This is a genomic window from uncultured Agrobacterium sp., assembly GCF_913777885.1.
GTDB lineage: Bacteria > Pseudomonadota > Alphaproteobacteria > Rhizobiales > Rhizobiaceae > Agrobacterium.
Window position 1 is genome coordinate 150,151 of sequence record NZ_CAJYTV010000009.1, and the last position, 26,608, is coordinate 176,758.

Genomic DNA, 26,608 nt, shown 5'->3' on the forward strand with positions numbered 1-26,608 from the left:
AGTCGGACCCTGAGGTCTCTTCCTGCGCGCACGCACGCTCCGTCCTATTCCTGCCGCATCCCCTCTGTATTGCGCTAGCTTCTCTTTTCTACCCGTTCCCGGTTATGGTTATGATGCTTTGCCGGACAACCAAGGACCCCGCATGCGCCATAGCCTAGCGCTTCTTCTTCCGATCTGCCTTATTGCAGCGGTTTTCGAGCCGGCGCGTGCTCAAGTCGTGCAGCAGCCATTCGAGTGTACGCTTGTGACATCGGTGGAAACCGGCGCCGTCATCAATCAACAGGGCGCTTGTGACCGGCGGGTTTCTCCCGCATCCACTTTCAAGGTCCCGTTGGCACTGATCGGTTACGATGCAGGTATTTTACAGGATGAGTTCAACCCTGCGTGGGACTGGCAGCAGGGGATGGAGGCAGCCCCTCAGGAGCGCAAGAAGGTCGATCCCACAACATGGCAGAAGGAGGGGATCCGCTGGTACTCGCGCGAGATCACCAGTCGCCTCGGCCAGGAGAAGTTTGCGTCTTACGTCCGGCGGCTTGGCTTCGGCAATGGCGACGTTGCAGGTGAACCGGGCAAGGACAACGGCATGACGGATGCGTGGGTCGGCACATCACTGGAAATCTCGCCGGTAGAGCAAGTGGGTTTCATGCGCCGTCTACTGGCCAATAACCTGCCATTTTCGCGCGATGCACAGAATAAGACAAAGGCTATCGTACCGGTATTCGATGGCGCGGAAGCCTGGAGTGCGCATGGCACGACGGGCACCGGCAATTTGAAGGGGCCGGATGGCAAGCCCGATCCTAACCGGCCCTTCGGCTGGTTCGTCGGCTGGGCGGAGCGGGAGGGCCAGCATATCGTCTTCGTTCGCCTGCGTGTCGGCGACAAGCCCTCCGATCAGCCCATGGGGCAGGTGGTGCGCGCAGAATTTCTCCGCGATATCCAGCGCTACGCGACACACCGGTAGGACGCCTGGCCCAAGGCAGAGCTAACCCGTCGGGGCCTTATCCAATAGCCTCATCACAAAAGACTGTTTTCTCCCTTGACCTTCCCATAATGGGAAGCCCTAGATTGGTGCTGCGCCGGTTGGAAACAACCCCTGTTTTGCCCGCGACGCTTGAGCCAATGCCTCGAAAGGGGAGTGCGATGAACAAGACCGTGAGACAGAACCAGTTGCAGGAGCCTCTGTCCATTCCAGTGGATGGCATGACCTGCGCGTCCTGTGTTCGACGTGTGGAAACCGCAGCAGCGAAGGTTCCGGGTGTCGCTTCGAGCTCCGTCAACTTCGCAACGAAGAAGCTGACGGTGGAGCCCGCAGAAGGTTTTTCTGCCCGGACTTTGGCTGCCGCGGTGAAAAAGATCGGTTATGAAATCGAGCCCGAGCGGCACGAATTCTTTGTCGATGGCGTAGAAGGTAGCGAAGAAGCCCAGCGTCTGAAAGGCGAGCTCGAAGCGTTGGCAACCATCGTCAATGCGGATGTCGATGCCGACGGTAAGGTCGTTGTGCAAACAATGGGCGGCCCGCATCAACGTCATCTGCTGATCGAAACCATACGGGCTGCTGGCTTTACGCTCTCCGCCAACAAAGACGCACACGGCGACCATTCCCATTCGATCGGCTCTGCGCACGATCATAATCACCACTTAGGTGACGAAGCGACATTGAAGCGCGACACGACGATCGCCGCCGTGCTGACTGCGCCGCTCTTCGTGCTCGAAATGGGCGGGCATGTGTATCCCCCGATGCACCACTGGCTGATGGGTGTTATCGACACGCAAAACCTTTATTATTTCTATTTCCTTCTGGCGACAGCGGTTGTGTTCGGACCAGGTCGGCGCTTCCTGAGGAGTGGCTTTCCGGCCCTGGCTCATGGTGCGCCGGAGATGAACTCGCTCGTCGCGCTCGGCGTCAGCGCGGCCTATCTCTATTCTATCGTCACGACATTTGCCCCCGACCTGCTGCCGGAAAATGCCCGGCATGTCTATTATGAGGCCGCTACGGTAATCGTGACCCTGATCCTCGTCGGAAGGTTGCTTGAAGCGCGTGCCAGCGGCAAAACCGGTGATGCAATCCGCAAGCTTGCCAGCCTTCAAGCCAAGGCTGCACGGGTAGAGCGTGGCGGCGAGACGAGTCAGATCGCGGTAGAAGAGGTTCGGGAAGGCGATATTGTTGTTATCCGTCCCGGAGAGCGACTACCGGTGGACGGGGAGGTCATCGAAGGTCATTCCTTTGTGGATGAATCGATGATTTCCGGCGAGCCGGTTCCGGTGGAAAAAGTCGCAGGCGCTGGCGTCGTGGGAGGCACGATCAACAAGACCGGCGCGTTCAAATATCGGGCGACGAAGGTCGGTGCCGACATGACGCTGTCCCAGATCATCCGGCTGGTGGAGCACGCTCAGGGGTCGAAGCTACCCATCCAGCTTCTTGTAGACCGGGTAACGGCACTTTTCGTGCCCGCCGTCATTGCCATCGCAGTGCTGACCTTCATTATATGGGCGATCTTTGGTCCAGATCCCGCTTATACCTTCGCTCTGATCAATGCCGTTGCTGTGCTCATCATAGCCTGTCCCTGCGCCATGGGCCTTGCAACACCGACCTCCATCATGGTGGGCACCGGGCGGGCAGCGGAACTCGGCGTGCTATTCCGCAAAGGGGAAGCGCTTCAGCAGTTGCGCAGCGCGGATATCGTGGTGGTCGACAAGACCGGCACTGTCACCAAGGGTCGACCTGAGTTGACCGACCTGATTGTAGCAAATGGGTTTGAAGAAAAAGACGTCCTGCAAATGGTCGCTGCGGTCGAAGCCCATTCCGAACACCCTATTGCCGAAGCAATCACCCGTGCAGCCAAAGAACAGGTTACGATCCCTGCAAGGCTTAAGCCACTGGATGTTCGAAATTTCGAGAGCGTGACCGGCTACGGTATCAGCGCCGTTGTGGACGGCTGCAAGGTGGAGATCGGTGCGGATCGATATATGGAGAGGCTCGGCCTGTCCGTCACACCGTTCACTGAAGCCGCACATAGCCTTGCCAGGCAGGGTAAAACACCTCTTTATGCTGCAATCGATGGTGTTCTGGCAGCGGTGATCGCTGTCGCCGATCCTTTGAAACCTTCAAGTGCCAATGCCATCAAGACCCTTCACGGCATGGGGGTCGAGGTCGTCATGGTCACCGGCGACAATGAAGCCACGGCGAATGCTGTCGCTGCTGAAGTTGGAATCGGCAAGGTCGTCGCGGGCGTGCTGCCCGAGGGTAAGGTGAAGGCGATCCAGGACCTCCGTGCGCAGGCCAAGGTGCTCGCCTTTATAGGTGACGGCATCAACGATGCACCCGCGCTTGCCGAAGCCGATATCGGCATTGCCATCGGCACCGGAACGGATATCGCCATCGAGAGTGCCGATGTGGTGCTGGTCGGCGGCGATGTGATGGGCGTTGTTCACGCGATCGAAATGAGTAACGCTACGATGCGCAACATTCGACAGAACCTATTCTGGGCGTTTGGCTATAACGTAGTTCTCATCCCGCTTGCGGCAGGCGCCCTTTATCCAGCTTTCGGCATTACATTGTCGCCGATGATCGGAGCGGGAGCAATGGCCCTCTCATCCGTCTTCGTTGTCGCTAATGCGCTGCGCCTTAAAGGCGCCCGTGTCTCAAGCGGAAAGGACCGGTCGTGAATATCGGTGAAGCCTCCCAGGCCTCCGGCGTCTCTGCCAAGATGATCCGCTATTACGAGCAGATCGGCCTGATCTCTCCCGCCACGCGCGGAGATAACAACTATCGGCTCTACGGCGAACAGGAGGTGCATAATCTGCGCTTCATCAAACGCGCGAGAACTTTAGGGTTTTCGCTGGAGGAAACTCAGGCACTCCTGAAGCTGTGGCAGGACAAGGAGCGGGAAAGCTCTGCGGTCAAGGACATAGCGTTGGCGCACATCTCCGATCTTGAGCGCAAAATAGACGAGATGAAGAGCATGGTGAAGACGCTGTCTCATCTTGCACACTGCTGCGGAGGCGACCACCGCCCCGACTGCCCGATATTGGACGATCTGGCAGGAGCCAGTTTATCAGTGCAAACCACAGAAAGGACACATCATGAATAGGGCCACGTTCAACGTTGCGGACATGACATGCGCGCATTGCGAGAAGACCATTCGGGGCGCCTTATCGGAGGCTATGCCGGGGGTCGGCGTCAGTGTCGACCTGGCGTCTCACACTGTGATCGTTGAGGAAGACGGTGAGAAAGCTATGGCGGCGATGGAGGAAGTTGGGTACAGCCCGAAGCGCATTGGTTGATCGGCTCCGAGCGGTTTTATTCTAGTCCTGTAGGCAGGTTAAACCTCGTCGAAAGCGCCGCCTTCGCGAGACGGGTTGCGATCGATGACCCGCTCCTCCATGTCGTCTGGCAGCGCCTCATCACTCTCTTGATAGGGATCGTCTTCGGTTTCGAGCTCGGCATCCTGAATGTCGTGCTCAAGCTCCTGCGGGATTTCTCCCTTGGCCGGAAGCTCCTCGACATCGATGCCTGTTACGGCCTGATCCAATGCATCTTCACTTTCCAGAAGCGGGTCTCGCGGGTCCATGGTATTCCTCCGTTTTAAAGCGTGTCTTTTTACGACTGGACGGTAGCAATCAGAATTGCCGCCATATAGATGACGAAAGCCATGATGCCGATACCGACGACCGCCAGGACGATACCTTTGCCCGCTCGGCGCTTCTCGCCTTTGTTCTCATTAGGCTGAGTTGGGAAGTGAACGGGGTCGGTTTCCTGAATCCGCGTCATCATAAGTCTCCTTTTGATAGGCTCGTTCAGGAAAGACGTGAGTTCGACAAAGGTTCCTGAATTTACTGTTTCAGGCTCCAGATAGTGGCGTGCGACACCACGCCTTCGCTCGTTTTCAGATGTGCCGCTCGCACCGGTTTGAAGCTCGCGATACGTTTGGTGCCGACGTAACGCCCTTTGTCGGCGAACACCTCGATGGAGCCATAGTCGATGAAGATGCGCAGCCTGTAGGGTCGAGCGCCCTCAGCAAGATATCGGGGCTTCGTCCCATCTCGACCGTCTTCATGGCGAATCCAAAGGCCTCTTTCGTCGCTGACCACTCCAAGACGCACATCCGGATGATCGAGCTCCAACTCGAACGGCAGGCCGGGCTTGTTCAGTTCGAACAGCAACTCGACCGCGCCCGTCGACAGGTCGACACGCTCGCCCGCTGCCAGCCTTGTCCGGTCGAGAATGCGGTGTCGCAGGCTTTCCGCAGCGCCGATCGGGGGTGTGAGAAGCGCACCGTTGGAAAAATGCATCCGCCTTGGCAAGGTCATGGCGGTGGGAAAGTCGATCTCCGGTGTGGCATCCGCCCAGTTCGCCAGCCAACCGATGCCGACGATGCTGTCACCATCGAGAAAGGCCTGGAAGGCATAATTGTCAGTGCCGAAGTCCAGTTCCTGGCCGAACTCCTTGGTAAAGGTCTTGCCGTCGAACCAGCCGACATCGGCCATAGTGAGGTTCTTGCGCCCCGTCGCGGGGTCTTCCGAATGCATCAGTCCATAGGTCAGTACCCAGCGGGTCGAGCGGGCATTGGCGGGTCCATCCAGCGGAAGAAGACAGGGGCACTCGATAGCGGTGGTCTTGTAGCGCGTTTCCACCCACAGCTTGCCCACATAAGTCCAGCCGGAGGCGGCTGTCGGATCCTGTGTTTCGTAAAGGAGAATGACGCCGCCGCTATCGCTCTGGCTTCCGAGCAGCATCTTCCATTTGCCGTCCGGACCACGCAGCACGTAGGGATCGCGAAAGTCCGGCGTCAATCCCTGTCCGTCGGGACGGTTGCCCAAAATGACCTGCGCCTGACCCGCCGTGATCAGATCGGAGGAGGTTGCTGTCAGCTGAATCTGTTGTTCAGGAATGCGATCTTGAACCTGTTCGGTAAAGAAGACGCGGATGCCCGTTCCTTCAACCAGAGGGATTGTCGAGCCCGAGAAAGCGCCACCGCGCTTGTCTGGCCTGGTTGTCAGGTCCTCCGATGGGAACAGAAAGATCGGCAGGTGCCGCCACCGCAGATAATCGGAAGAGATCGCGTGACCCCAATGCATGGTGTTCCAGCGCAGCCCGTGGGAGTAGTGCTGGTAGAAAAGATGCGGATGCCCTTCAAAGCGGCCAAAGCCGTTCGGATCGTTCATCCAGCCGAAGGGCGGGCGGAAGTGGTAACTGTCGGGCAAATCCGGTGGCGCATTGTCAGGCTTGGTATGGACGACGGTGATGCCCGTTTCCAGCACATCGGACGCGATGAACCAGTAGATCACCGAAACAGCTGTCGTCATCGTGTCGTAGCTGATATCGACCCGCCCGCCTCCGAAGACGTGGTAAATGCGAAAGCTGTACTCTTCCAAATTGGAGGACGAAACTTCGCCGAACTTGCCATTGGCGTTGGAAAACGAAACCGCGCCCGGATCTTCCGGTTTCTTCGCCTTGAGCCAGACATGAAAAATGGCATTGACGGGAAGATCGGTGTGAATGGTGCGGATTGCGCTTTCGCTTTCGGCAGGAGCAGCGATGTCATTCATTCCAATATCCTTCCTGTACCAAATCAGCCTCAATCATAGGAATGAAAATGGCAGGGTAAAGTTCACTGGCCGAAACGGGGCGACGGGGCATCAGCAGGGGGCGGGCACTCTGATTTCTCGGTGTCAGCCGCCAAAATTTCTCTTGGTGTGGACCAAGAAACAGCTCAATTTGACGGCCATTTTCCCGAAGACGCCGACACCAGGTGCTTACAAAAGGTCTTGAACCGCGTCGACCACGACACTGGCAAAAGCGGCACCCAGACACAATATAAGGGCAAAGGGAGCAAGCCTGTGATCCAATTCGACAATTCCTATGCCCGTCTGCCTGAACGTTTCAGTGCTGCGGTTCTTCCGACGCCGGTCAAGGCGCCGCGGCTTATCGCGTTCAATCGCGCCTTGGCGGAAGAACTCGGGATCGATTTGGATGGTGTGGACGATGAGCGTCTGGCTGCAATCTTCTCCGGTAATGCGGTGCCTCAGGGTGCCGAGCCGTTGGCCATGGCTTATGCCGGACATCAGTTCGGCAATTTCGTGCCCCAGTTGGGCGACGGCCGTGCCGTTCTTCTGGGTGAGGTCTTGGACCGAAAGGGCGGGCGGCGTGATATCCAGTTGAAAGGTTCCGGTCCAACGCGCTTCTCTCGCAGAGGCGATGGACGTGCGGCTCTTGGACCTGTCCTGCGTGAGTATATCGTGTCAGAGGCTATGTTTGCGCTCGGCATTCCTGCTACGCGGGCGCTTGCCGCGGTGACGACCGGCGAGCGTGTCCAGCGTGAGATCGGGCTTCCCGGTGGCGTATTTACCCGGGTGGCGGCAAGCCATGTGCGCGTCGGGACCTTCCAGTTCTTTGCAGCGCGGGAAGATGGCGAAGGGTTGAAAACACTGGCGGACCACGTCATCGATCGGCATTATCCAGAAGCACGCCAGGCTGAAAGGCCCTATCTCGCCATGTTGCAGGCGATCGCCGAACGGCAGTGCGATCTCGTCTGCCGGTGGCTCATGGTAGGCTTCATCCATGGCGTGATGAACACGGACAATATGGCCGTGTCCGGCGAGACGATCGATTTCGGCCCCTGTGCCTTCTTGGATGAGTATCATCCCAACAAGGTGTTTTCCTCGATAGATGCCCAGGGGCGCTATGCCTACAACAACCAGCCAGGCATAGCGCAATGGAATATCGCACGGCTTGCCGAGTGCCTCCTGCCGCTTTTGGATGAAGATCAGGACAAGGCCGTCGATCTTGCGAACAGCGTGCTTGCCGATTTTGCCAAGGCTTTTCCAAAGCGCTGGCTTGCCGGTATTCGCGCCAAGCTCGGTCTAGCGAGCGAGGCGGAGGGCGATGAGCAACTGGTTCAGGATCTGTTGGCACTGATGCAGCGTTCCGAGGTGGACTACACCTTGACCTTCCGCAGCCTTTGCAGTGCAGCGCAAGGTAAAGCGGAGGCCTTCCGTGGCATGTTTATCGACATTGCCGCCGCTGATGAATGGCTGAAACGCTGGCAAGCGCGTTCTGCTCAGGAGGGGCGTTCTGGCGATGAGCAGGCTAAAGCCATGCGTGCTGTCAACCCTGCCGTCATTCCGCGCAACCATCGCATCGAGGAAGTCATCGCAGCGGCCGTAGAGGATGACGATTTTGAGCCGTTCCATGAAATGTTGAAGGCGATCGCGCGCCCTTTCGAGGAACGACCCGACTACGCCGTCTACATGCAGGCCCCGATGAACCACGAGCGGGTCTTTCGTACATTCTGCGGAACCTAAGCAGACATCCAAAGCGACAGTTGCTGATCGGCAACGATATCTCAGTGATTTCAAATCGTTATTGTCGTTTTATCGTTTGCCCCCTAATCCTGTCCAAAGAGGGATTTCAGGGGTGACTTCACATGAGCAGCAGGTTTCACGGACTTTCGGCATTTCCGCTGACGCCAGCAGACGAAAATGGCAGAGTAGATGTCGAGGCGCTATCTCGTCTCATCGAGCGACTGGATGCGGCGGGTGTTGATTCCATAGGCCTCTTGGGGAGCACCGGCAGTTACGCCTATCTTAGTCGTGAGGAACGATTGCGTGCGGTTCAGGCCGCTGTCGAGTGCCTGAGTGGCAGGCGCACGCTGATGGTAGGCGCAGGCGCACTGCGTACCGATCAGTCTCTCGCCCTGGCGCAAGATGCGGAGAAGGCCGGCGCAAACGCGCTTCTGTTGGCGCCTGTCTCATACACGCCGTTGACGCAGGAGGAAGCCTATCATCACTTCGCAGCGGTCGCCGGTTCAACCGCGCTGCCGCTCTGCGCCTATAACAACCCATCCACCACACACTTTACTTTCGGCGAAGAACTGTTGGTGAAGCTCGCTTATATTCCAACCATTCTTTCTGTGAAGATGCCGCTTCCAGCCGATCTGCATATCAAGGCGGAACTGGAACGACTGCGTTCTCGACTGAGAGACGATTTCGCCATCGGCTACAGCGGCGACTGGGGCTGCGCCAATGCCGTGCTGCAGGGCGCGGATAGCTGGTATAGCGTCATCGGCGGGCTGTTGCCTGCGCCGACGCAACGGCTTTACACTGCGGCGAAGGCGGGGGATAAAGCGGAAGTCCAACGATTGCAGGCGTTTTTCGATCCGCTGTGGACGCTCTACAAGTCCTTGGGTAGCTATCGCGTCACTTACGCGGCTGCAAACCTGCTGTCGCTGACCCATCACCAGCCGCCACTGCCCATCATGCCGCTTGGCGTCAGCGATACCCAGCATGTAGAGGAAGCGCTGGCAAAGCTCGCCGAACTCGACGCGCTGCCAGCCGCAACGCCATAATTCTGGCGTTTTACAAGCGGCATTGCCGATGAGATTTCGATGGAAAGTATTTGAGATGATAAAGCCCATTGCTCTTGCCGCTATGTTCGCGACGGTCGCCATTCCTGCTTTCGCCGGGACCGGGCTTCTGGAGCCGAGCCTTAAGATGCACAGCGAGAAGCTTCAGACCAAAGGTGCCCCCATTCGAGTGGCAATCACTCTCGATGCCTGCATGGGCAAAACGGATTTTCGCATTCTCGATACGTTGGTTCAGGAAAAAATCCCTGCGACCATTTTCGTCACAGCCCGCTGGCTGAAGCACAATGGCGATGCGCTGGCGATTTTGTTAGCGCATCCTGATCTGTTCGAAATCGAAAACCACGGCGAAAACCACATTCCTGCAGTCGATAAGCCAGTGTCGATCTATGGCATTGCCGCAGCCGGTTCCGAGCAAGCCGTGGTTCAGGAGGTCGAGGGCGGCAGGCAGGCCATCGTCGCTTCGACCGGCAGGCAGCCGCAATGGTTTCGTGGGGCCACGGCAAAATACACCACCACCTCCATGACGACGATTAATAGGATGGGTGAACGCGTCGCCGGCTATTCTATCAACGGCGATGGCGGCTCCTTGCTCGGCGCGACGGCCACCTCAAAGCACATTGCTTCCGCCAAGGATGGTGACGTGGTGATCTCCCACATCAACCAGCCGACGCATGAGGCCGGCGAGGGTGTGGTTAAAGGCCTGATGGCACTTAAGGCGCGCGGAGTGACATTCGTCAGGCTGGACGATCCAGCCTTCAATATGCCCTCCAATTGATCGGATCAGTCTGGCCAGCGCACTACGCCGGAAGGTTTGGTACGACCCGACGCGACGGAAAGAGTTCGCGGGCGATGGTCATGCCGATCAGGGATAGAGGAAGTGCCAGCATTGCGCCTGCTGCTCCCCACATCCATGTCCAGAAAATGATCGCCACGAAAACCAGGAATGGATTGATTTCCATATTCTTGCCGACCACTGCCGGAAACACCAGATTTTCCATCAGAAGATGGATGGTGAAGAAAACGATGGACGGAAGCAGCCCCAGAAAAAGGCTGTCATGGGTGATGATGCCTGCGACGGCGAGTGACAGCGTCATCGCCGTGATGCCAAGAAAGGGCACGAAGCTAGACAGGAAGGCAAAGAGCCCCCAAAGGAACGGCATGGGAAGGCCGCCCAGAAAGGCGATCAGCGCCATAGACACCCCAAGAGCGGCATAAAGCAGGGACGCGGTGGTAAAATAGGAACTCAGTACCGTTTCGATCGAGGCGATCGTGCGGATGGTTCGCAATCGCTGATGGCGCTGCGGAAAGGCCATGATGACTGCTTTACGCAGTCGTAGCCGGCTGTAGAGGAAGAGCAGAAGCGCTGCGAAAAAGATCAAGCCCTGAATGATGGCAGGGGTGAGGTTAGCCCCCACGACCGAAATGATTTCGCCACTGCGTGACATCAACGATTCCATCGACATATTGCCCAGGCTGAACGTCGATGCAGTGATGTTGATAAAACGCCAGCCCTGTAGATAGGGGAGAAATCGGTTGAGTGTTCGCTCGAGAAGTTCAGGCCCTTCGCTTGCTAGCGACGAAAGAGGGCCGACAAGTGAGTTGATGACGAGAAAAAGAACGAGTGCCACCGCGGAAGACAAGAGGAGCGCGACTGCGAACCCCGGGATGCCGTAGGAGCCGAGCTTCTCTGCCGCAACGCCAAGTATCATGCCGACGACGATCGCCATGACGATGGGAATGAGGACCAGCGAAAGCATGTGGATCACGCCCATCAGCACGATGACGAAGAGACCGACGACGGACCAGGCGACCGCGACATCGAGCGCTTCACGTCCAAGCGGCTGCTGGCTGCGCGCGTCGTCCTGAGCAGTCGCGAGCGCGCTCTTGAGGGCGGGATCGCGATTCTGCTCGACCGTTGGCGGCTCCGTTTTCTTTTTCTTACGGCTAAAAACGTGACTGTTCATGTTCCCGACCCCTCGTGATGAGCTATAACTCATCGTGAAGAGCGCAGTTCCAGTGTCGCTAAAATATGCCAGAGAGGATATGAGATCCAGCCTTACTCAGTCAGGCCGAGAGCTTCAAACCGATACCCCACGGGTCCTTCACGGCAATCCCATCGTCCTGGCGTTCGGATGGGATTTCCAGGCGATCCAATGCGGAGAGGGCCTTATCCAGCGTAGCTTGCTCGTTGAATTTCAGGGAATAACCTGAAAGGCCGGTCATGTTGCTCTTACGCGCTTCAGCACCTCTGCTGTTCCATATATTGGCGGCGACGTGATGATGATAGGCGCCGTAGCCGAAGAAACTTGCGCCCGGATAACGCGCCATGATCTTCAATCCCAGAACGTCCTGGTAGAAAGCATCCGCCTGCGGCAGTGCGCCGACCTGAAGGTGAATATGGCCGATGGCCGTTCCCTCCATCGCCTGTGTGAACTGAGTTTTGGGCGCGCTTTCGTAAAGCGCCTGGAGGTCCAGCCTGTTCGTCGCCATCTGCACCGTGCCCGCTTCCTGATAGTTCCACTCGTCTGGATGGCGATCGCGATAGACCTCGATGCCGTTTCCTTCCGGATCGGAAAGATAGATCGCCTCGCTGACGAGATGATCCGACGCGCCCTCGAGCGGGACGCCGTTTTGCGCTACATGGGCAAGCCACTGGGCAAGATCGTTTCGGCTCGGGAGCAAAAAGGCGGTGTGAAACAGTCCCGCTGCGGTGGCCGGAGCTTTTTCAGCGTTTCTCGAGGTTGTGAGAGTAAGGAGCGGCAGACCATTGACGCCTAGAACGGCGCCGCTTGCGCTCTGCTCAATCACCGAAAGGCCGATAATCTTTTGATAGAACCCTGACACCTGCGCAAGGTCCTTCACAACCAAATGCGCCTGGCCCACATAGCCTGGACGCGTGAAGGCAAATTGCTTCTCTGTGTTCATTGGCAAATCTCCATGTCGTCTGCTCATATTGCGAGCCCGTTGCCGTCAATATGCGGCGAAGAGATCGTTCGCGAAAGCTCATCGATTGGCGATAAACTGTCTAATAATCGTTGACGGTAAGTCTTGCCGACTTGACGTCCGTTATGGCTGGCTGCGGTGTAAGGGGCTATCATTCCGGTGAGGAAGCAGCGCATTTGCTTCCAAACGAAGGGAGCAACCTATGTATGCGAAAATCCTGGTGCCGGTCGATCTCAGCAACGCCGACAAGGCAGAGCGCATGGTCAGGAAAGCCGAAGCGCTTCTCGACCAAGGCGGCCAGATCGTGCTGATGAACGTGGTGGAAGACCTTCCGAATTATCTAGCCATCGACGTGCCCATGGACATCATCGAAAATGCCATACGAGATGCCAAGAGCCAGCTTGCCGTGTTGAAGGAAAAATCGGCTCGAATCTCTTCCGCTGAAATTCGAAGCGGCGCGCCCGCTCGCGAAATATTGGCTGTTGCGGAAGAGGCGGGCGCGGATCTCATCATCATCGCCTCGCACACGCCAGATTTCACCAACTACTTCATCGGCGCTACGGCAGACCGTGTCGTGCGTCATGCCAAGTGCTCGGTGTTGGTAGACCGTTAGATATGTCTCCGCTTTTGCAACAGCCGTGAACGGAAAGTGAAGTTCAAGGCGATCGCTCGTCTTGTTCCTGTCTCATATTGCCGCCATGATAACATGACGACTGATGGGAAGATGAAATGAGCGAGATTTGGCCGTTTGGCCGCCGGTACGATCTGCATGAAATTGTGGCCGATGGCATTGTGCATGGCATCGGCATTGCCTTTGCGCTTGTAGGCGCAACCGCGCTCATCTTTTATGTAACGCTCTGGGGCAGTCTTAGCGCAATTGCGGCAGCCTGGATCTACGCGCTTGGCCTCGTTCTTTGCCTCTCCATTTCATTCACCTACAATATCTGGCCACATTCGAGAGCGAAATGGCTGCTGCGCCGGCTCGATCACTCTGCCATCTTCATTTTGATTGCAGCCACTTACACACCCTTTCTTCAGCGCGGAATCGAAGATCCTTTAATTGCTCTGACGCTGGCGGGCATTTGGGTGGCGGCGCTGGGCGGCATCTTTCTTAAATGCTTCTATCCAGGTAGATACGACCGGCTTGCTATTCTGCTTTATCTTGGCATGGGCTGGAGTGGGGTCATGGTTGCGCAGCCTTTGTCCAATCATCTCGCACCTATCACCATGTGGCTGATCGTGATTGGCGGCGTGATCTACTCCATGGGCGTGATTTTTCATGTCTGGGAGCGCCTGCGGTTCCAGAATGCCATCTGGCATGGCTTCGTGGTTACTGCGGCAGCCGTACATTACTCGGCCGTGATGACGAGCTTCAGCATCACGCCCGGCGTCGGCTATTGATCTCGTTTTAATGCCTCAACGTCCCTGAAACTGCTTCACAGGCTCCGCAGCCGTGTCTATGGTCGCGGCACAGATTCATCGTGAATGGATATCGGAAATGAGCATTGAACTACGCGACGCCGAAGTCGAAGATCTTAGCGGCATCATGGACATCTATAATGACGCCGTGGAGAACACGACTGCTATCTGGAACGAGGTCCTCGTCGATCTCGAGAACCGCAAGGAGTGGTTCAAGCTGCGCAAGGAGCGCGGCTTTCCGGTGATTGTCGCGATCAAGGATGGCGTGGTCGCAGGCTATGCCTCATTCGGTGACTGGCGTGCCTTCGACGGCTATCGGCACACGCGCGAGCATTCGGTTTATGTGCATAGGGAAGCCCGCGGTCATGGGATTGGCAAGCTGCTGATGCTGTCGCTCATCGAACATGCCAAGGCAGCTGGCGTCCACGTGCTCATCGGCGCTATCGAATCCGAAAATGTCGCATCCATCCGGCTGCATGAAAAGCTCGGCTTTCGGATCGCAGGACAATATTCGGAAGTCGGCAAGAAATTCGGACGCTGGCTGGACTTGACCACAATGGAGCTCAGGGTTCCTTCTTGAGCTTTTCAGAGCCGAACCGACCGCGATAGGCGGCTGGGGTCGTGGAAAAATGCTGGCGGAAGTGGTGACGAAGATTGGCGGATGATCCCAGCCCGCATGTTTCGGCCACAGCGTCGATCGTCAATGCCGAGCTTTCCAGCAAGTCTTTCGCCTTTGATAGTCGCTGCGACAGAAGCCATTTGGCGGGCGTCGTTCCGGTCGCCGCTTCGAAGCGGCGTAGCAGCGTGCGCGCGCTCATGCCAGCCATTCTAGCCAGGTCTGCAACTGTGTAGGCTCTCGACAGATCGGCATGCATCATATCCAACAGAGGCCCAAGCCGTGCCTTCTCATGCGGCTCCGGCACGGACTTGTCGATGAACTGTGCCTGTCCTCCATCGCGGTGTGGTGGAACCACGAGACGGCGCGCCACCATATTAGCCGCCCTGGTTCCAAAATCCCGGCGTATCAGGTGCAGGCAAAGATCGATGCCAGCAGCACTTCCGGCAGAGGTCAGGACATTGCCCTCATCGACATACAGCACATCCGGCAGCACCGTGATCGCAGGATAGCGGTCCTGCAACGCTTGTGTATAGCGCCAATGTGTCGTCGCACGCCTGCCGTCGAGAACCTCGCTGGCCGCCAGAACGAAGACGCCCGAACAGATGGAAAGAAGCCGGGCGCCATTTTCATGCGCCTTTCGCAAGGCGAGGCGAAGCGCGTCCGGCACGTCGGCGTCAAGTCCACGCCAACCAGGCACGATGATCGTTCCGGCCTGTTCTATGAGTTCGATGCCTCCGTCGGCAACGAAGCGCACACCGCCTGTTGCGCGCATCTCCCCATCATCCACCGCCGCCACCGCAAAGCGGTACCAATCGTCACCCATTTCTGGACGCGCCAGACCGAAGACCTCCACCGTAACACCGAATTCAAACGTGCAAAGTCCATCATAGGCAATGGCTACGACGAGCCGATTGGGAGGCTTCGCAATTTCTGCAGGGTTTGTCATGATCTTTACGCTATATGGCAATCCTGCCACCTGCCAAGCCAGCAAGTGACGTTTTAAGCTCGGGACACTCGACAAAAAGGAGACGAACCATGAGCTATGTCACTGACATTTCTGCTGCCCCGGCAGACGTTGTTATCGACCACTTTTCTATGCGACTGTCAGTGGAAACCGATTGCTGGGACGTATGCGCTTCAATGGAGAAAGGCCAGCAGGACTTCGTGCTTCTTCATGTCGTGGGGTCGGCCGAGGTCTTCGCTAGGCGCCACATCCCCGGAGCGATCCATCTTCGCCATGCGGATATGACTGAAGAGCGGATGCAGGAATGGCCCAAGGACACCTTGTTTGTCGTCTACTGCGCTGGTCCACATTGCAATGGAGCGGACAGGGCAGCGCTCAATCTTGCCCGGTTGGGACGCAAGGTGAAGATCATGATCGGCGGCATGACTGGTTGGGCGGATGAGGGTTTTGCTTTTGCGGCCAGCTGAAGCGCAGGGCAGCGAAAACGCTGCCCTGTCGACACGCGTTGCGTCACGACGCCAGTGCGGTTTCAACCGTCTCTTCCACAGCTCCGATGGCGGTCAACAATTCGGCATCCTCGCCGATGCCGGCATTGGGCGTGGTGAGCAGTGTATCGCCATAGAAGATGGAGTTCGCGCCTGCCATAAGGCAGAGGATTTGCGCTTCCCGCGTCAGGCTTGAGCGACCGGCTGACAAGCGCACGGTGGATTGCGGCATGACGAGGCGTGTGGTTGCCACCATACGCACCAGTTCCAGCGGATCGATTCGAGGACGTTTCGCAAGGGGTGTGCCCTCGACGGGGACGAGTGCGTTGATCGGTACGCTTTCTGGGTGAGGCGCAAAGCCCGCCAGCACCTGCAGCATCGCCGCCCGGTCATTGACGCCTTCTCCCATGCCGATGATTCCGCCGCAACAAAGCTCGATGCCGGCGGCGCGCACGGTAGACAATGTTTCCAACCGGTCCTGATATGTGCGCGTGGTGATGATGCGGGAGTAAAAGTCCGGGCTGGTGTCGAGATTATGGTTATAGGCGGTTAGACCAGCCTTCGCCAATCGCTCGGCCTGATGCGGCTTCAGCATGCCGAGCGTGACGCAGGCCTCCATGCCGAGTTCGCGCACGCCCTCCACCATCTCGATGACAGCGTCGAATTCCTTACCGTCGCGCACCTGTCGCCAAGCGGCCCCCATGCAGAAGCGCTCTGCGCCAGCCGCCTTCGCCGTGGTCGCCATGTCCAGAACCTTTCGAGGGTCCATCAGCATGTCGCGTGTCAGATCGACCTCGCGGTGATGGGCCGATTGCGGACAATAAGCGCAATTTTCCGGGCAGCCGCCCGTCTTGATCGAGAGAAGGCTGGCCTTCTGCACATGGTTTGGGTCGTGATAGTGCCGATGGACAGCATTGGCGCGCCCCACCAGTTCGAGAAGTGGGAGCCGGTAGAGCGCAGCGATGTCCTCAACGCTCCAGTCATGCCGTATCTTGACGTCGGCTGGCAGCGTTTCAGTCATTGGCAGCATTCTCCACCGTCTTCACTTTGGGCAGAAGAAGCGACGCGGCAGTAACAATTCCGATTTTGACGAGATCGCCCAGAATGAATGGCGCAACGCCGATAGAGAAGATTTTTTCTGCGGGCAGGAAGGCGAGCAGCCATGCCATGCCGAAGACGTAGATCACGACCAGGCCCGCCATCATGGCAACGGTTCTCCGCAGCAGGGTTCCACTCTGCGACAGCCAGCCTGTAAGCCAGGATGCAACAAGGAAACCGGCTAGGTAACCACCCGTCGGTCCCATCATATAGGCAATTCCGATGCCGCGCTCGGGAGAGCCGGAGAAGACTGGAAGGCCCGCAGCGCCCGCCGACAGATAAGCGACGAAGATCGTAACGGCCATTCGTGGTCCAAGGACGATCGCAAAACCCATCACTGCCATGGTGTGTAGCGTCATCGGTACCGGCCAGAACGGTACCTGTGTTTTTGCGGCAAGCGTCATCAGGACGACACCAGCGACAACGGCAACCATCCGGAACGGCAAGCTACGGTTTGTGGCGCTGAAAAAGGCAGTCTCAACTTTATGCATCAAGCTCTCTCAATTATAGATAATTTATCGATGATTATAAGGGTATTCAGACTCGACGGAGAGTCAAGAGGCTAAATCGGAGGTAAAAATGCAATATTATCTATAATTTTTCAAAATCGAAAGATTGTTTTCCCAGGCTCATGGATCGCGTCACATGGCGGGACTCGTTCAGAGCAGGCAGAGAAGGTTAAAAAGAGAGGCGGAGGATGTTATGCCGAGGTGACGCGAGGGGGGCAGGTGCTTACCTCAAGCCAGGCGCTCTAAAGCGCCGACCGCCGTCCAGCGGCCGCGCTTTTCCGTCAGACCAGAGGTCTTGGGCGCCCTCTTGTGCATCAAGGGTGGACTACCAATGGCAACTTTTTGTTTGTTGCCTTTGTTACGAGTTGTCGCAGACGCGCCAACCCGTTTTTCGCGCTGTCAATCTTGCGGCTCGAACACCATGGAGTGACCGTTGATGCAGTAACGCAGGCCTGTCGGTGGCGGGCCATCGGGAAAGACGTGCCCCAGATGACCGCCGCAATTGGCGCAGCGAATTTCAGTGCGCACCATCCCGTGGCTGATGTCGCGATGCTCTGTCACGGCATCGGGCTTCACGGGTTCGAAATAACTGGGCCAGCCGCATCCGGCATCGAACTTCGTATCGGAAACGAAGAGCGGCTCGTCGCAGGCGGCGCAGCGATAGAGACCTTTTTCGGTGCTGTTCCAATATGGCCCGGTAAAGGCGCGCTCTGTGCCGTGTTCGCGCAAGATTCGGTATTGCTCGGGCGTGAGTTGTTCACGCCATTGCTCATCGGTTTTGGTAATTTTGGGAGATTTGAGATCGCTCATCAGAGGCCCCTTTCTGTTGGCATAGATATAGTAACGATGCGCGTTCATTGAAAGAGGGTCAAATCGGCGTGTCTTCCCTGCTTTTTGCCGCCCAAAGGGTTGAGAGATATTAACCTTTCTCGTAATTCAGGCATCAGCATTGAGAGCCGCGGTCGGCTCTGAGAGGAGGCCGGATGGCATTCGATGTCACGTCGCTGACATTCATCGCGCTTTTTTCACCATTTCTGGCAGCGCTGCTTGCTCCGGTCCTGGTGGCCAGACTGGGATCCAAGGCGGCTTGGATACTGGCCCTCGTTCCAGTTCTCGTCTTCGCGCATTTCCTCCGGTTTCTGCCGGAAGTCGCTGCTGGCGAGGTGGTAACCGGCGGCTATGTCTGGGTACCGAGCTTCAATCTCAGCTTCTCCTGGTTCCTCGATGGACTCTCGCTTACCTTCGCACTGCTGATCGCCGGTATTGGAACGCTGATCGTGCTTTATGCCGGTGGCTATATGGCAGGCCATCCGCAGCAGGGCCGCTTTCTGGCCTTTCTCTTTCTCTTCATGGGCGCCATGCTCGGCGTCGTGATATCCGACAGCCTGATGATGCTGTTCGTCTATTGGGAACTGACCTCGATCACCTCGTTCCTGCTTATCGGCTTCGATCATCATCGCGAAGCCTCCCGTCGTGCCGCGCTCCAGGCGCTTCTAGTGACGGGCGGAGGCGGTCTTGCCTTGCTGGCGGGGCTTCTCTTCATCTGGAACATCAGCGGCACGACACAGCTCTCGCTGCTTGTGCATGGCGGCGATGTGCTGCGCCAAAGCCCGTTCTATTTCGCGGCGCTGGTGCTGGTGCTCGGCGGTGCATTCACAAAATCCGCGCAGTTTCCCTTCCACTTCTGGCTGCCCAACGCCATGGAAGCGCCGACGCCTGTCTCCGCCTATCTGCATTCGGCGACCATGGTAAAGGCAGGCATCTACCTGTTGATGCGCCTTAACCCGGTCCTGGGCGATACTGCTGCGTGGCAAATTCTGCTGCCATTTTTCGGCGGCTTGACGATGCTGATCGGCGCATTGATGGCTATTCGCCAGACCGACCTCAAGCTTATGCTCGCCTACACGACCGTGTCGTCGCTTGGCCTCCTGGTCATGCTGATCGGCTTCGGGTCGGAGCATGCTCTCGAAGCGGCTGTGCTCTATCTGATCGCTCATTCCCTCTTCAAGGGCTCCCTCTTCATGGTGGCCGGGATCATCGACCATGAGACCGGAACCCGCGACGTGCGCCAGCTCGCGGGCTTGAGAAAGGCGATGCCGATCACCTTTTCCGCAGCTTTCGCCGCCGCACTCTCCATGGCGGGGTTGCCACCCTTTTTCGGTTTCCTGGCGAAAGAGGAGATTTATTATGCGTTGGCCCACGCAAACCCGCGCGCAATTCTCTTTACCGGTGTCGCAATCATCGGCAACGCATTGATGCTGGCCATCGCTTTTGCGGTGGGGCTCAAGCCTTTCGTCGGCGTGCCACTGAAGACGCCGAAAGCAGCACATGAAGGACCCGTGCTTTTGTGGCTCGGACCCACGGTGCTGGCATTCTTCGGTCTGGTCGCTGCCGTATTTTCAGACACATTTCACGCGGCCGTCTCCACACCCATGGCAAGTGCAGTTGCCGGCGATCCTCGGGCCGTCGAAATGTCGCTGATACCGCATATCGGTATACCGCTAGCGCTTTCGCTGTTCACCATCGGCCTTGGCGTCATGATATTCACGATGCTCGCCAAGGCGCGTGATCTGATGACCCGCACGCTGGATGCCGTCGGTCCCGGACCCGACAAGGGGTTCGATGCCTTCGTCTCCGGTCTCGTGCGCGTCTCCGCCAGTCTCACGCGAGTTCTTCAGCCGGGCAGGCTCGAATTTTACGTTACCGCGACATGCGCCATGATCGCAGCTGCTCTTCTGATCCCGCTTTTTATATACGACGAGTTGCCGGCCATGCCGATCTGGCCAGCCAAGGCTCAAATTCAGGAGCTGACCTTCGTGGTGATCGCCGTCATCGGACTCGTCGCCGTGCTGATGGCGTCCAGCCGACTGACCGCCATTGTCGCGCTTGGAATTCAGGGTTTCGCGGTCGCGGTGCTCTTTTTGCTTTTCGGTGCGCCGGACCTGTCCTTCACGCAGTTCATGGTCGAGACACTCTCGGTGGTGATCCTCACTCTGGTCATGACTCGCCTGCGTCTATCGCCATCGGATCACCGCGGGTTTGGTCAGAAGCTAATGGATGGAACGATTGCGGTTGCCTGCGGCATCGGATTTGCCTTGATGCTGCTGAAATCGACCGAACAGCCCTTCGACAATAGCCTGACCGCGTTCTTCAATGCTTATTCCAAGGTTATTGCCCATGGAAACAACGTGGTGAATGTCATCATCGTCGATTTCCGCGGGACCGATACATTGGGAGAAATTGCCGTGGTGATGATCACGGCGCTGGCCATTCTGTCGCTTATCCGCATCCGCACAGGCTCGAAATTACGTCCTGCGGATAACAATCCGGATGACGATTATGATCGTGTAGGGAAGGGCAGGGCATGAATACGCTGATCTTCAGGACGGCTGCGCCCGTCATAACCAGTGTCATGACACTGTTTTCGATCTTCGTGCTGCTGCGCGGTCACAATGAACCCGGCGGCGGCTTCATTGGCGGTCTGATTGCCGTTTCAGCGCTCGCCATTTATGGTATCGCCTATGGCGTGCACGCGGTCCGGCGCGCCGTAATTTTCCACCCCTTGTCGATTGCCGGCTTCGGTCTTTTGCTGGCGACACTGTCCGGTATGATCTCGATCTTCGTCGACGCACCCTTCATGACGGGCTTGTGGATTTACCCCAGCCTCTTCGGTGTGGAAGTGCCGTTGGCCACCGTCATCTCCTTCGACATAGGCGTCTATCTGGTCGTTGTCGGTGGCTTCACCTCCATCGCGCTCGCGCTGGAAGAAAGGGATCGTGACTGATGGAAGCGATATTCTCCATCCTCGTCGGCTTATTTTTCTCGACAGCGATCTATCTCATGCTGTCTCGCCGCAGCGTTCGGCTTCTGCTTGGCATCGCGATCCTTGGCAACGCCGTCAATTTGTTGCTCTTCACCGCCGGCCGCCTGCATCGCCAAGTCCCACCTATCATTCCAGCAGGTATGGACGCGCTGCCGCCGGACACGGCAAATCCCCTGCCGCAGGCTCTTATTTTGACGGCGATCGTCATTTCATTCTGCTTTTTCTGCTTTCTGCTGGTACTCGTCTGGCGCGCGTTTCAGGAGTTGAAGACCGACGATACGGACGAAATGCGTGCAGCTGAGCCGCAAGGCGAGCCGCTCCCGCCGGTGGGGTATTGATGATCACGCAATTTCTTATCGCAGCATCCGGCCCCGCCGCCGTCGACCTATCTGCCGCTCTCGTCATGCAACCCACTGGACTTGCCGACTGGGTGATCGTGATGCCGGTCGCCCTCTGTATCGGTCTCGGCGCAGTGCTGATGATGATCCGCCATCGGACAAGGCTTCATGCTCCAATCACGATAATGGGCCTTTGCATTCTTGTGGCGCTGGACGCGGTACTGCTCTGGCGCGTGGCGTCGCAAGGGCCATTCACAATGGTAATGGGCCGTTGGCTTCCGCCTTTCGGAATAGCCTTCACGGCGGATTTGACCGGAACTGTGCTTGCACTGGCTGGCGCCATTGCAGCGCTTGCCTGTGCTATATACGCGGCGCGCGATTGTGAGGATCGGGAGAGACGCTACGGCTTCTACCCGTTCATGATGTTGCTGATGGCCGGCGTCACGGGTGCGTTTCTGACCGGAGACATTTTCAACCTCTATGTCTGGTTCGAGGTGCTGCTCATCTCCTCTTTCGGCCTCATCGTACTCGGCTCTACGCGAGAGCAGATCGACGGCGCATTGAAATATGCCGTGCTCAATCTTCTCGGAACGACGCTTTTCCTAATTACCGTCGGCTATCTCTATGCCATTTTCGGCACTCTCAACATGGCCGATATTGCAAGGAAAGCTACGGCACTTGGGTTGACCGCGCCTCTGATGACGCTTGCATCGCTCTTTACGCTCGCCTTTGCGATGAAGGCGGCAGCTTTCCCGGTGAATTTCTGGCTACCCGCATCTTACCACACACCCAAGATCGTCGTTTCCGCGCTATTCGGCGGCTTGCTCACCAAGGTTGGCGTCTATGCTCTGTTGCGCGTCATGGTGATGCTCTTTCCGGTGCAGCGCGAGGAACTCAGTTTTGTGATAGCCGTCTCCGCTGCGTTGACGATGATTCTCGGCGCCATGGGAGCGCTCGCACAGAATGACCTGCGCCGCATGCTTGGCTACATCGTCATTTCCGGCATCGGTTCCATCATGGCGGGTGTGGCGATCGGCACACAGGCAGCGCTGAGCGGCGCAATTTTCTATGCGCTGAATTCCATCGTGCTGATGACGGCGCTCTACCTTGCCATCGGTCACGCGGCGCGTCTCGGCGGCGCATGGACGCTGTCTGGATTGAGGGGGCTCTATGCCGGGGCGCCATGGTTCTCCGCCATGGTTCTAGTGCTTTTCTTTGCCGGCGCGGGCCTTCCACCCTTTTCCGGTTTCTGGCCGAAGGCCATGCTCACCAAATCCGCGATCGACATCGGCGCATGGTGGCTTGCTGCATCAATCCTCATTTCGGGTTTTATCATTACAATCGCTCTTGGGCGTGCGTTTCTCCTATGCTTCTGGAAACCAGCCGCACCTGAAATGTCGAGGCCAGCCAGGGCGCCGTTGGCGTCGGCGTCCGGAAGACCGCCATCGATGATGCCCGTGGCGGCTCTCACTCTTTTGATCGTCGCGGCGGGTCTCTTTCCCGAGCCCCTTATGAAGATCAGCCAAAGCGCGGCCCAGACGCTTGGCGATCCCTCCGCCTATATTCGTTCGGTCTTTCCGCAAGGAGCGCTTCGATGAGCCTCTTTTTCACCGGCCTTGTGTTCGTGCTGATTTGGCTTGCCATCTCCGGCAGCTACACAGTTCCCAACCTGCTCTTCGGGGCGGTGGTGGCGGCCTTGTCGCTTGGGCTTATTCGCCACCAGATCAAGAGGGGTGACAGAGCGGGCATCCGACCTCTGGCCACGCTTTCGCTGGCCCTGCTTTTCATCAAGGAGTTGGCGCTTTCCGCATGGACTGTCGCAAAACTCGTCGTGAAGCCAAGGATGGAATTGAAGCCCGGCATCTTCGCTTATTCTCTGACGGTTGAGCGTGATTTCGAAATCGCCCTTCTCGCCAATCTGATCACGCTTACCCCAGGAACTCTTTCCGTGGATGTAGGGGAAGATCGCAAGACGCTCTACATCCATGCTCTGGATTGCCGCGACGTCGAGGCGACGAAACGATCCATCGCCGATGGCTTCGAGCGCAAGATCATGGAGGCTTTCGCCAGATGACGCCGGAGATACTCGTCTCTTACGCCTCGCTTGTGGCGCTCCTTATTCTTTGTATCGCTTTTCTGCTTACCGTCTATCGCGTCGTGGTCGGCCCGACGCTGCCGGACCGTGTCGTGGCGCTCGACATGCTGGTGGGGATTGCCATTGGTTTTATCGCGGTGATTGCGGTGCGCAGTGGCTTCAATCTCTACATTGATATCGCAATTGCCCTTTGCCTCGTCGGTTTTTTGGCGACGGTGGCCTTTGCCCGCTTCATATTGTCACGCCGGCCTGAAGAAAAGAGTGGAAAAAGACAGATTCTCGATGGTCCAGATGTCCTGCCTGCGGAGATGAATATGCAAAATGTCGCGGGTACAAAATTAAAGGGCAGGGGAACAAAGAAGAAAGGCAAGAAGAGATGACTTGGGTACTTGCAACGATCATAACTGTGCTGCTCATCGTCGGGGCACTGTTTTCCCTGACAGCGGCCATTGGCCTTAACCGTCTGCCCGATCTCTACACAAGAATGCATGCGGCCTCTAAGGCCGGCACGGTCGGCTCAGGGCTCCTTCTTCTTGGAGTTGGCCTTTATTCCCAAGACCTTGCAGTATTTGCGCGCGCCTTCGCAGGCTTTCTGTTCGTTATTCTTACCGCCCCAATATCTGCACATTTGCTTGCAAAATCGGCGCATCAGGTCGGATATAAATTGTCTTTTCACTCAATCGCGGATGACTTGGAAGCAGATCGGAAGTCCAAGTGAAAAAACAACTTCGCCGTTAACTTGTACGGATTTCTAGCTACTAAATATTTTGTTACCCGTTATTTTTTATATATGAATTTCCGGAAATATGGTCTGAGTTGTTCCAAAATAATATCTGGACTTTTTTTGGTTTGGTGATATCCAACGATACGCAAAGTTTCTGAAGCTGATTTGCTATTCGTTATTGGCGTTTCTCTACGCCCTACATGAGACCGGAAAGTCTTGTTGGGTTAGTGCCAGAGATACAGTCGCGGATCACGTTGGTCGCATCAGTAATCCCGCCTATTCTGCATGAAGCTTGGGGCTGGCTTCGTGTCATACACACAGTGCAGTTTTGTTGGTTTTTACTTTGCAATACTGGCGCATGTGGCTCTGCCCATCGCTATGCGAGACATGAACAGGAGACAATGAAATGACGGAAACTACATATGGCGGAGCCCAGAATCTGCTTGTCGAACTGACTGCGGATATTGTTGCCGCCTATGTTAGCCACCACGTTGTTCCGGTCGCGGAACTTCCAAGCCTGATTTCCGATGTACACAACGCTCTGAGCGGTACATCCGCTCCGGTGGCGGCATCGGTGAGCGTTGAAAAACAGAAGCCGGCGGTTTCTGTTCGAAAGTCGGTTCAGGATGATCAGATCATCTGCCTGGAATGTGGTGGTTCTTTCAAGTCGCTCAAGCGTCACCTGACGACGCACCACAGCATCACGCCGGAAGAATATCGCGAAAAGTGGGATTTGCCGGTGGACTACCCGATGGTCGCACCTGCCTATGCCGAAGCGCGCTCGCGTCTGGCCAAGGAAATGGGGCTTGGACAGCGCCGTAAGTCCGGCCGCTGATCTTCTTCGCCATTGACCGCGCTGAAATTGAAAGCCGGCCCTCGGGTCGGCTTTTGCTTTTCGTTAAGCAACGACGGTTGTATCAAATACAGTCGGCGGGCTGGCGTAACATTCATAAAAATGACGCCAGCCTTACATGTCTAAACCGTGAGCGAAGCTGGAAGACTGCGACACGCTCGTTGCGAGAAGAACCGTATCAGCCGACTTTCGCCAAGCCTTCACGAGGCACGTAATGCTGGCCGAAGCGGTTGCTCAAAAACGCATCCAGAGCCACATCTTCCTGCCTGACAAAGCCGCGAAGCGGCAATTTGCCATCGGCCAGGAGGTCGAGGACGGTGCAGATACCAGCTGCCGTGGTGATCTGGATTGCGCTCATCATGCGGCCGGAGATCGGGCTGGCATAGACTTTGTTGGCATAGGTTTCCTGCATGAAGCGACCGTTGCGCGTCCCGCACACGGTGACGAACACGATGACCACATCTTGCATCGTGGCAGGGAGCGCGTTTTCGAACAGATCCTTCAGCACGTCGCGACGGTTGCGCAAGTTGAGATCATTGAGAAGCGCCTTCATGATTGCCACGTGACCAGGATAGCGGATGGTTCGGTAGTTCATGGTGCGCACCTTGCCTTCCAGCGTGGCAGCCAGCGTTCCCAAACCTCCGGATGTGTTGAAGGCCTCGTAGGTAACGCCGTCGAGTGAGAATTCCTCTCGCTCTTCCAAAGCCGGAACGGCTGTAAGACGACCCTCGACGATGGCTTCGCAAGGCTCGATATATTCGTTGATCAGGCCGTCCGTGCTCCAGGTAAGGTTGTAGTTCAAGGCGTTGGACGGATATTGCGGCAGGGCGCCAACGCGCATGCGCACACTGTCCAGCTTGTCGAAGCGAGCGGCCAAGTCGGCAGCGACAATAGAAATGAAGCCGGGTGCCAAGCCGCACTGTGGGATGAGCGCCACTTCCGATGTCTCGGCGAGTTTCTTCACCTTGCGAGTGGATTCGACATCTTCGGTAAGATCGAGATAATGCGTACCAACCGCAACCGCAGCTTCTGCAATACCTGCGGTCAGGTGGAAGGGCGCTGCGGACAGGACGGCAAACTTGTCCTTCAACAGAGCCTGAAGGCTCAGCCGATCGGTAATGTCCACCACTTCCGTATCGATCCGCTCATGCGTCGGAACATTGGATAGCTGCTCGACCGCACGATCGGCAACGGTGACGCGGTAATCGCCTGTCACCGCCAGCATCCAGGAAATGGCAGAGCCGATATTGCCAGCGCCCACTACAACGATGTGTTTCATGATCCGTCCCCTTGAGATTATGTATTGAGGTAACAGAATGCCGTTGCTCGCGGTTGATTCGTAGCTTTATTTCGATCAGATAGATGTGTAAGTT

At 57.0% G+C, this 26,608-nt stretch carries 29 protein-coding genes; 19 read left to right on the top strand and 10 right to left on the bottom strand.

The window, feature by feature from the left end:
* Positions 1-142 precede the first annotated feature (142 nt).
* The 4 genes from blaOXA to QZ869_RS07990 all read left to right on the top strand — a co-directional run bounded on the left by blaOXA (position 143) and on the right by QZ869_RS07990 (position 4,284).
* Positions 143-961, top strand: coding sequence for a class D beta-lactamase (gene blaOXA / locus QZ869_RS07975; RefSeq protein WP_296082410.1), 819 nt, complete (start codon positions 143-145; stop codon positions 959-961).
* Between the two features lie 179 nt (positions 962-1,140).
* Positions 1,141-3,666 (top strand): heavy metal translocating P-type ATPase, encoded by a 2,526-nt coding sequence (locus QZ869_RS07980; protein ID WP_296103839.1) that lies wholly within the window; start codon positions 1,141-1,143, stop codon positions 3,664-3,666.
* Positions 3,663-4,091 carry a Cu(I)-responsive transcriptional regulator gene (cueR, locus tag QZ869_RS07985; protein WP_296103841.1) on the top strand — a complete coding sequence of 143 codons (429 nt, stop codon included), beginning with the start codon at positions 3,663-3,665 and terminating at the stop codon, positions 4,089-4,091. Before QZ869_RS07980 ends, cueR begins: the two co-directional genes overlap by 4 nt.
* Positions 4,084-4,284 carry a heavy-metal-associated domain-containing protein gene (locus tag QZ869_RS07990; protein WP_296103844.1) on the top strand — a complete coding sequence of 67 codons (201 nt, stop codon included), beginning with the start codon at positions 4,084-4,086 and terminating at the stop codon, positions 4,282-4,284. Before cueR ends, QZ869_RS07990 begins: the two co-directional genes overlap by 8 nt.
* A gap of 38 nt (positions 4,285-4,322) precedes the next feature.
* Here QZ869_RS07990 and QZ869_RS07995 read toward each other — a convergent pair whose 3' ends face one another.
* The 3 genes from QZ869_RS07995 to QZ869_RS08005 form a co-directional block, all read right to left on the bottom strand.
* Positions 4,323-4,571, bottom strand: coding sequence for a hypothetical protein (locus QZ869_RS07995; RefSeq protein WP_296082421.1), 249 nt, complete (start codon positions 4,569-4,571; stop codon positions 4,323-4,325).
* Positions 4,572-4,600: 29 nt separating this feature from the next.
* The gene (locus QZ869_RS08000; RefSeq protein WP_296015574.1) at positions 4,601-4,771 is read right to left on the bottom strand and encodes a hypothetical protein; all 171 of its coding nucleotides are present in this window, start codon (positions 4,769-4,771) and stop codon (positions 4,601-4,603) included.
* Positions 4,772-4,833: 62 nt separating this feature from the next.
* Positions 4,834-6,549, bottom strand: a complete 1,716-nt coding sequence (locus QZ869_RS08005) for a GH32 C-terminal domain-containing protein (RefSeq protein WP_296077678.1) — start codon at positions 6,547-6,549, stop codon at positions 4,834-4,836.
* A gap of 294 nt (positions 6,550-6,843) precedes the next feature.
* On the opposite strand from QZ869_RS08005, the gene QZ869_RS08010 reads away from it, so the two are divergent.
* From QZ869_RS08010 to QZ869_RS08020, 3 genes are all read left to right on the top strand, one after another.
* Entirely contained in the window at positions 6,844-8,304 is a 1,461-nt protein-coding gene (locus tag QZ869_RS08010) for a YdiU family protein (protein WP_296103968.1), read from the top strand.
* Positions 8,305-8,426: 122 nt separating this feature from the next.
* Complete coding sequence (locus QZ869_RS08015) at positions 8,427-9,347, top strand: dihydrodipicolinate synthase family protein (protein WP_296103847.1); 921 nt, start codon at positions 8,427-8,429, stop codon at positions 9,345-9,347.
* Positions 9,348-9,402: 55 nt separating this feature from the next.
* Positions 9,403-10,140, top strand: a complete 738-nt coding sequence (locus QZ869_RS08020) for a polysaccharide deacetylase family protein (RefSeq protein ID WP_296103849.1) — start codon at positions 9,403-9,405, stop codon at positions 10,138-10,140.
* Between the two features lie 22 nt (positions 10,141-10,162).
* On the opposite strand, the gene QZ869_RS08025 is transcribed toward QZ869_RS08020, so the two are convergent.
* Together QZ869_RS08025 and QZ869_RS08030 are read right to left on the bottom strand one after the other, a co-directional pair.
* Positions 10,163-11,329, bottom strand: a complete 1,167-nt coding sequence (locus QZ869_RS08025) for an AI-2E family transporter (RefSeq protein ID WP_296037017.1) — start codon at positions 11,327-11,329, stop codon at positions 10,163-10,165.
* A gap of 100 nt (positions 11,330-11,429) precedes the next feature.
* On the bottom strand, positions 11,430-12,317 hold the full coding sequence (locus QZ869_RS08030; protein WP_296077669.1) for a VOC family protein: 888 nt from the start codon (positions 12,315-12,317) through the stop codon (positions 11,430-11,432).
* A gap of 193 nt (positions 12,318-12,510) precedes the next feature.
* Here QZ869_RS08030 and QZ869_RS08035 point away from each other — a divergent pair, with 193 nt between their 5' ends.
* The 3 genes from QZ869_RS08035 (at position 12,511) to QZ869_RS08045 (ending at position 14,307) form a co-directional block, all read left to right on the top strand.
* Positions 12,511-12,921 carry a universal stress protein gene (locus QZ869_RS08035; RefSeq protein ID WP_296103850.1) on the top strand — a complete coding sequence of 137 codons (411 nt, stop codon included), beginning with the start codon at positions 12,511-12,513 and terminating at the stop codon, positions 12,919-12,921.
* Positions 12,922-13,037: 116 nt separating this feature from the next.
* Positions 13,038-13,709 (top strand): hemolysin III family protein, encoded by a 672-nt coding sequence (locus QZ869_RS08040; protein WP_296015562.1) that lies wholly within the window; start codon positions 13,038-13,040, stop codon positions 13,707-13,709.
* Positions 13,710-13,806: 97 nt separating this feature from the next.
* Positions 13,807-14,307: a GNAT family N-acetyltransferase gene (locus QZ869_RS08045; RefSeq protein WP_296103853.1), complete on the top strand. Its 501-nt coding sequence runs from the start codon at positions 13,807-13,809 to the stop codon at positions 14,305-14,307.
* Here the strand turns inward: QZ869_RS08045 and ftrA are convergent.
* The gene (ftrA, locus tag QZ869_RS08050) at positions 14,291-15,313 is read right to left on the bottom strand and encodes a transcriptional regulator FtrA (RefSeq protein WP_296103856.1); all 1,023 of its coding nucleotides are present in this window, start codon (positions 15,311-15,313) and stop codon (positions 14,291-14,293) included. The genes QZ869_RS08045 and ftrA overlap by 17 nt on opposite strands.
* Before the next feature lie 68 nt (positions 15,314-15,381).
* Between ftrA and QZ869_RS08055 the strand changes: the two genes are divergently transcribed.
* A complete protein-coding gene (locus QZ869_RS08055) occupies positions 15,382-15,777 on the top strand; it encodes a rhodanese-like domain-containing protein (protein ID WP_296082439.1) in 396 nt (131 codons plus the stop codon).
* Positions 15,778-15,820: 43 nt separating this feature from the next.
* Here QZ869_RS08055 and bioB read toward each other — a convergent pair whose 3' ends face one another.
* From bioB to msrB, 3 genes are all read right to left on the bottom strand, one after another.
* Positions 15,821-16,816: a biotin synthase BioB gene (bioB, locus tag QZ869_RS08060; protein WP_296103860.1), complete on the bottom strand. Its 996-nt coding sequence runs from the start codon at positions 16,814-16,816 to the stop codon at positions 15,821-15,823.
* The gene (locus QZ869_RS08065) at positions 16,809-17,384 is read right to left on the bottom strand and encodes a biotin transporter BioY (protein WP_296103863.1); all 576 of its coding nucleotides are present in this window, start codon (positions 17,382-17,384) and stop codon (positions 16,809-16,811) included. The genes bioB and QZ869_RS08065 overlap by 8 nt, the downstream gene beginning before the upstream one ends.
* 417 nt (positions 17,385-17,801) lie before the next feature.
* A complete protein-coding gene (msrB, locus tag QZ869_RS08070) occupies positions 17,802-18,212 on the bottom strand; it encodes a peptide-methionine (R)-S-oxide reductase MsrB (protein WP_296015553.1) in 411 nt (136 codons plus the stop codon).
* 173 nt (positions 18,213-18,385) lie between these two features.
* On the opposite strand from msrB, the gene QZ869_RS08075 reads away from it, so the two are divergent.
* The 8 genes from QZ869_RS08075 to QZ869_RS08110 all read left to right on the top strand — a co-directional run bounded on the left by QZ869_RS08075 (position 18,386) and on the right by QZ869_RS08110 (position 25,217).
* Positions 18,386-20,770 carry a putative monovalent cation/H+ antiporter subunit A gene (locus QZ869_RS08075; RefSeq protein WP_296103867.1) on the top strand — a complete coding sequence of 795 codons (2,385 nt, stop codon included), beginning with the start codon at positions 18,386-18,388 and terminating at the stop codon, positions 20,768-20,770.
* On the top strand, positions 20,767-21,186 hold the full coding sequence (locus tag QZ869_RS08080; RefSeq protein ID WP_296015550.1) for a Na(+)/H(+) antiporter subunit B: 420 nt from the start codon (positions 20,767-20,769) through the stop codon (positions 21,184-21,186). Before QZ869_RS08075 ends, QZ869_RS08080 begins: the two co-directional genes overlap by 4 nt.
* Complete coding sequence (locus tag QZ869_RS08085) at positions 21,186-21,563, top strand: Na+/H+ antiporter subunit C (protein WP_296015548.1); 378 nt, start codon at positions 21,186-21,188, stop codon at positions 21,561-21,563. Before QZ869_RS08080 ends, QZ869_RS08085 begins: the two co-directional genes overlap by 1 nt.
* A 17-nt stretch (positions 21,564-21,580) precedes the next feature.
* Positions 21,581-23,161, top strand: coding sequence for a Na+/H+ antiporter subunit D (locus QZ869_RS08090; protein ID WP_296103971.1), 1,581 nt, complete (start codon positions 21,581-21,583; stop codon positions 23,159-23,161).
* A complete protein-coding gene (locus QZ869_RS08095) occupies positions 23,158-23,637 on the top strand; it encodes a Na+/H+ antiporter subunit E (protein WP_296103871.1) in 480 nt (159 codons plus the stop codon). The genes QZ869_RS08090 and QZ869_RS08095 overlap by 4 nt, the downstream gene beginning before the upstream one ends.
* On the top strand, positions 23,634-24,038 hold the full coding sequence (locus QZ869_RS08100) for a cation:proton antiporter (RefSeq protein ID WP_296036998.1): 405 nt from the start codon (positions 23,634-23,636) through the stop codon (positions 24,036-24,038). The genes QZ869_RS08095 and QZ869_RS08100 overlap by 4 nt, the downstream gene beginning before the upstream one ends.
* On the top strand, positions 24,035-24,376 hold the full coding sequence (gene mnhG, locus QZ869_RS08105) for a monovalent cation/H(+) antiporter subunit G (RefSeq protein ID WP_296015543.1): 342 nt from the start codon (positions 24,035-24,037) through the stop codon (positions 24,374-24,376). The genes QZ869_RS08100 and mnhG overlap by 4 nt, the downstream gene beginning before the upstream one ends.
* Before the next feature lie 412 nt (positions 24,377-24,788).
* The gene (locus QZ869_RS08110) at positions 24,789-25,217 is read left to right on the top strand and encodes a MucR family transcriptional regulator (protein WP_296015542.1); all 429 of its coding nucleotides are present in this window, start codon (positions 24,789-24,791) and stop codon (positions 25,215-25,217) included.
* A 196-nt stretch (positions 25,218-25,413) separates the two neighbouring features.
* Here QZ869_RS08110 and QZ869_RS08115 read toward each other — a convergent pair whose 3' ends face one another.
* Complete coding sequence (locus tag QZ869_RS08115; protein ID WP_296036994.1) at positions 25,414-26,514, bottom strand: saccharopine dehydrogenase family protein; 1,101 nt, start codon at positions 26,512-26,514, stop codon at positions 25,414-25,416.
* Positions 26,515-26,608: the final 94 nt, after the last annotated feature.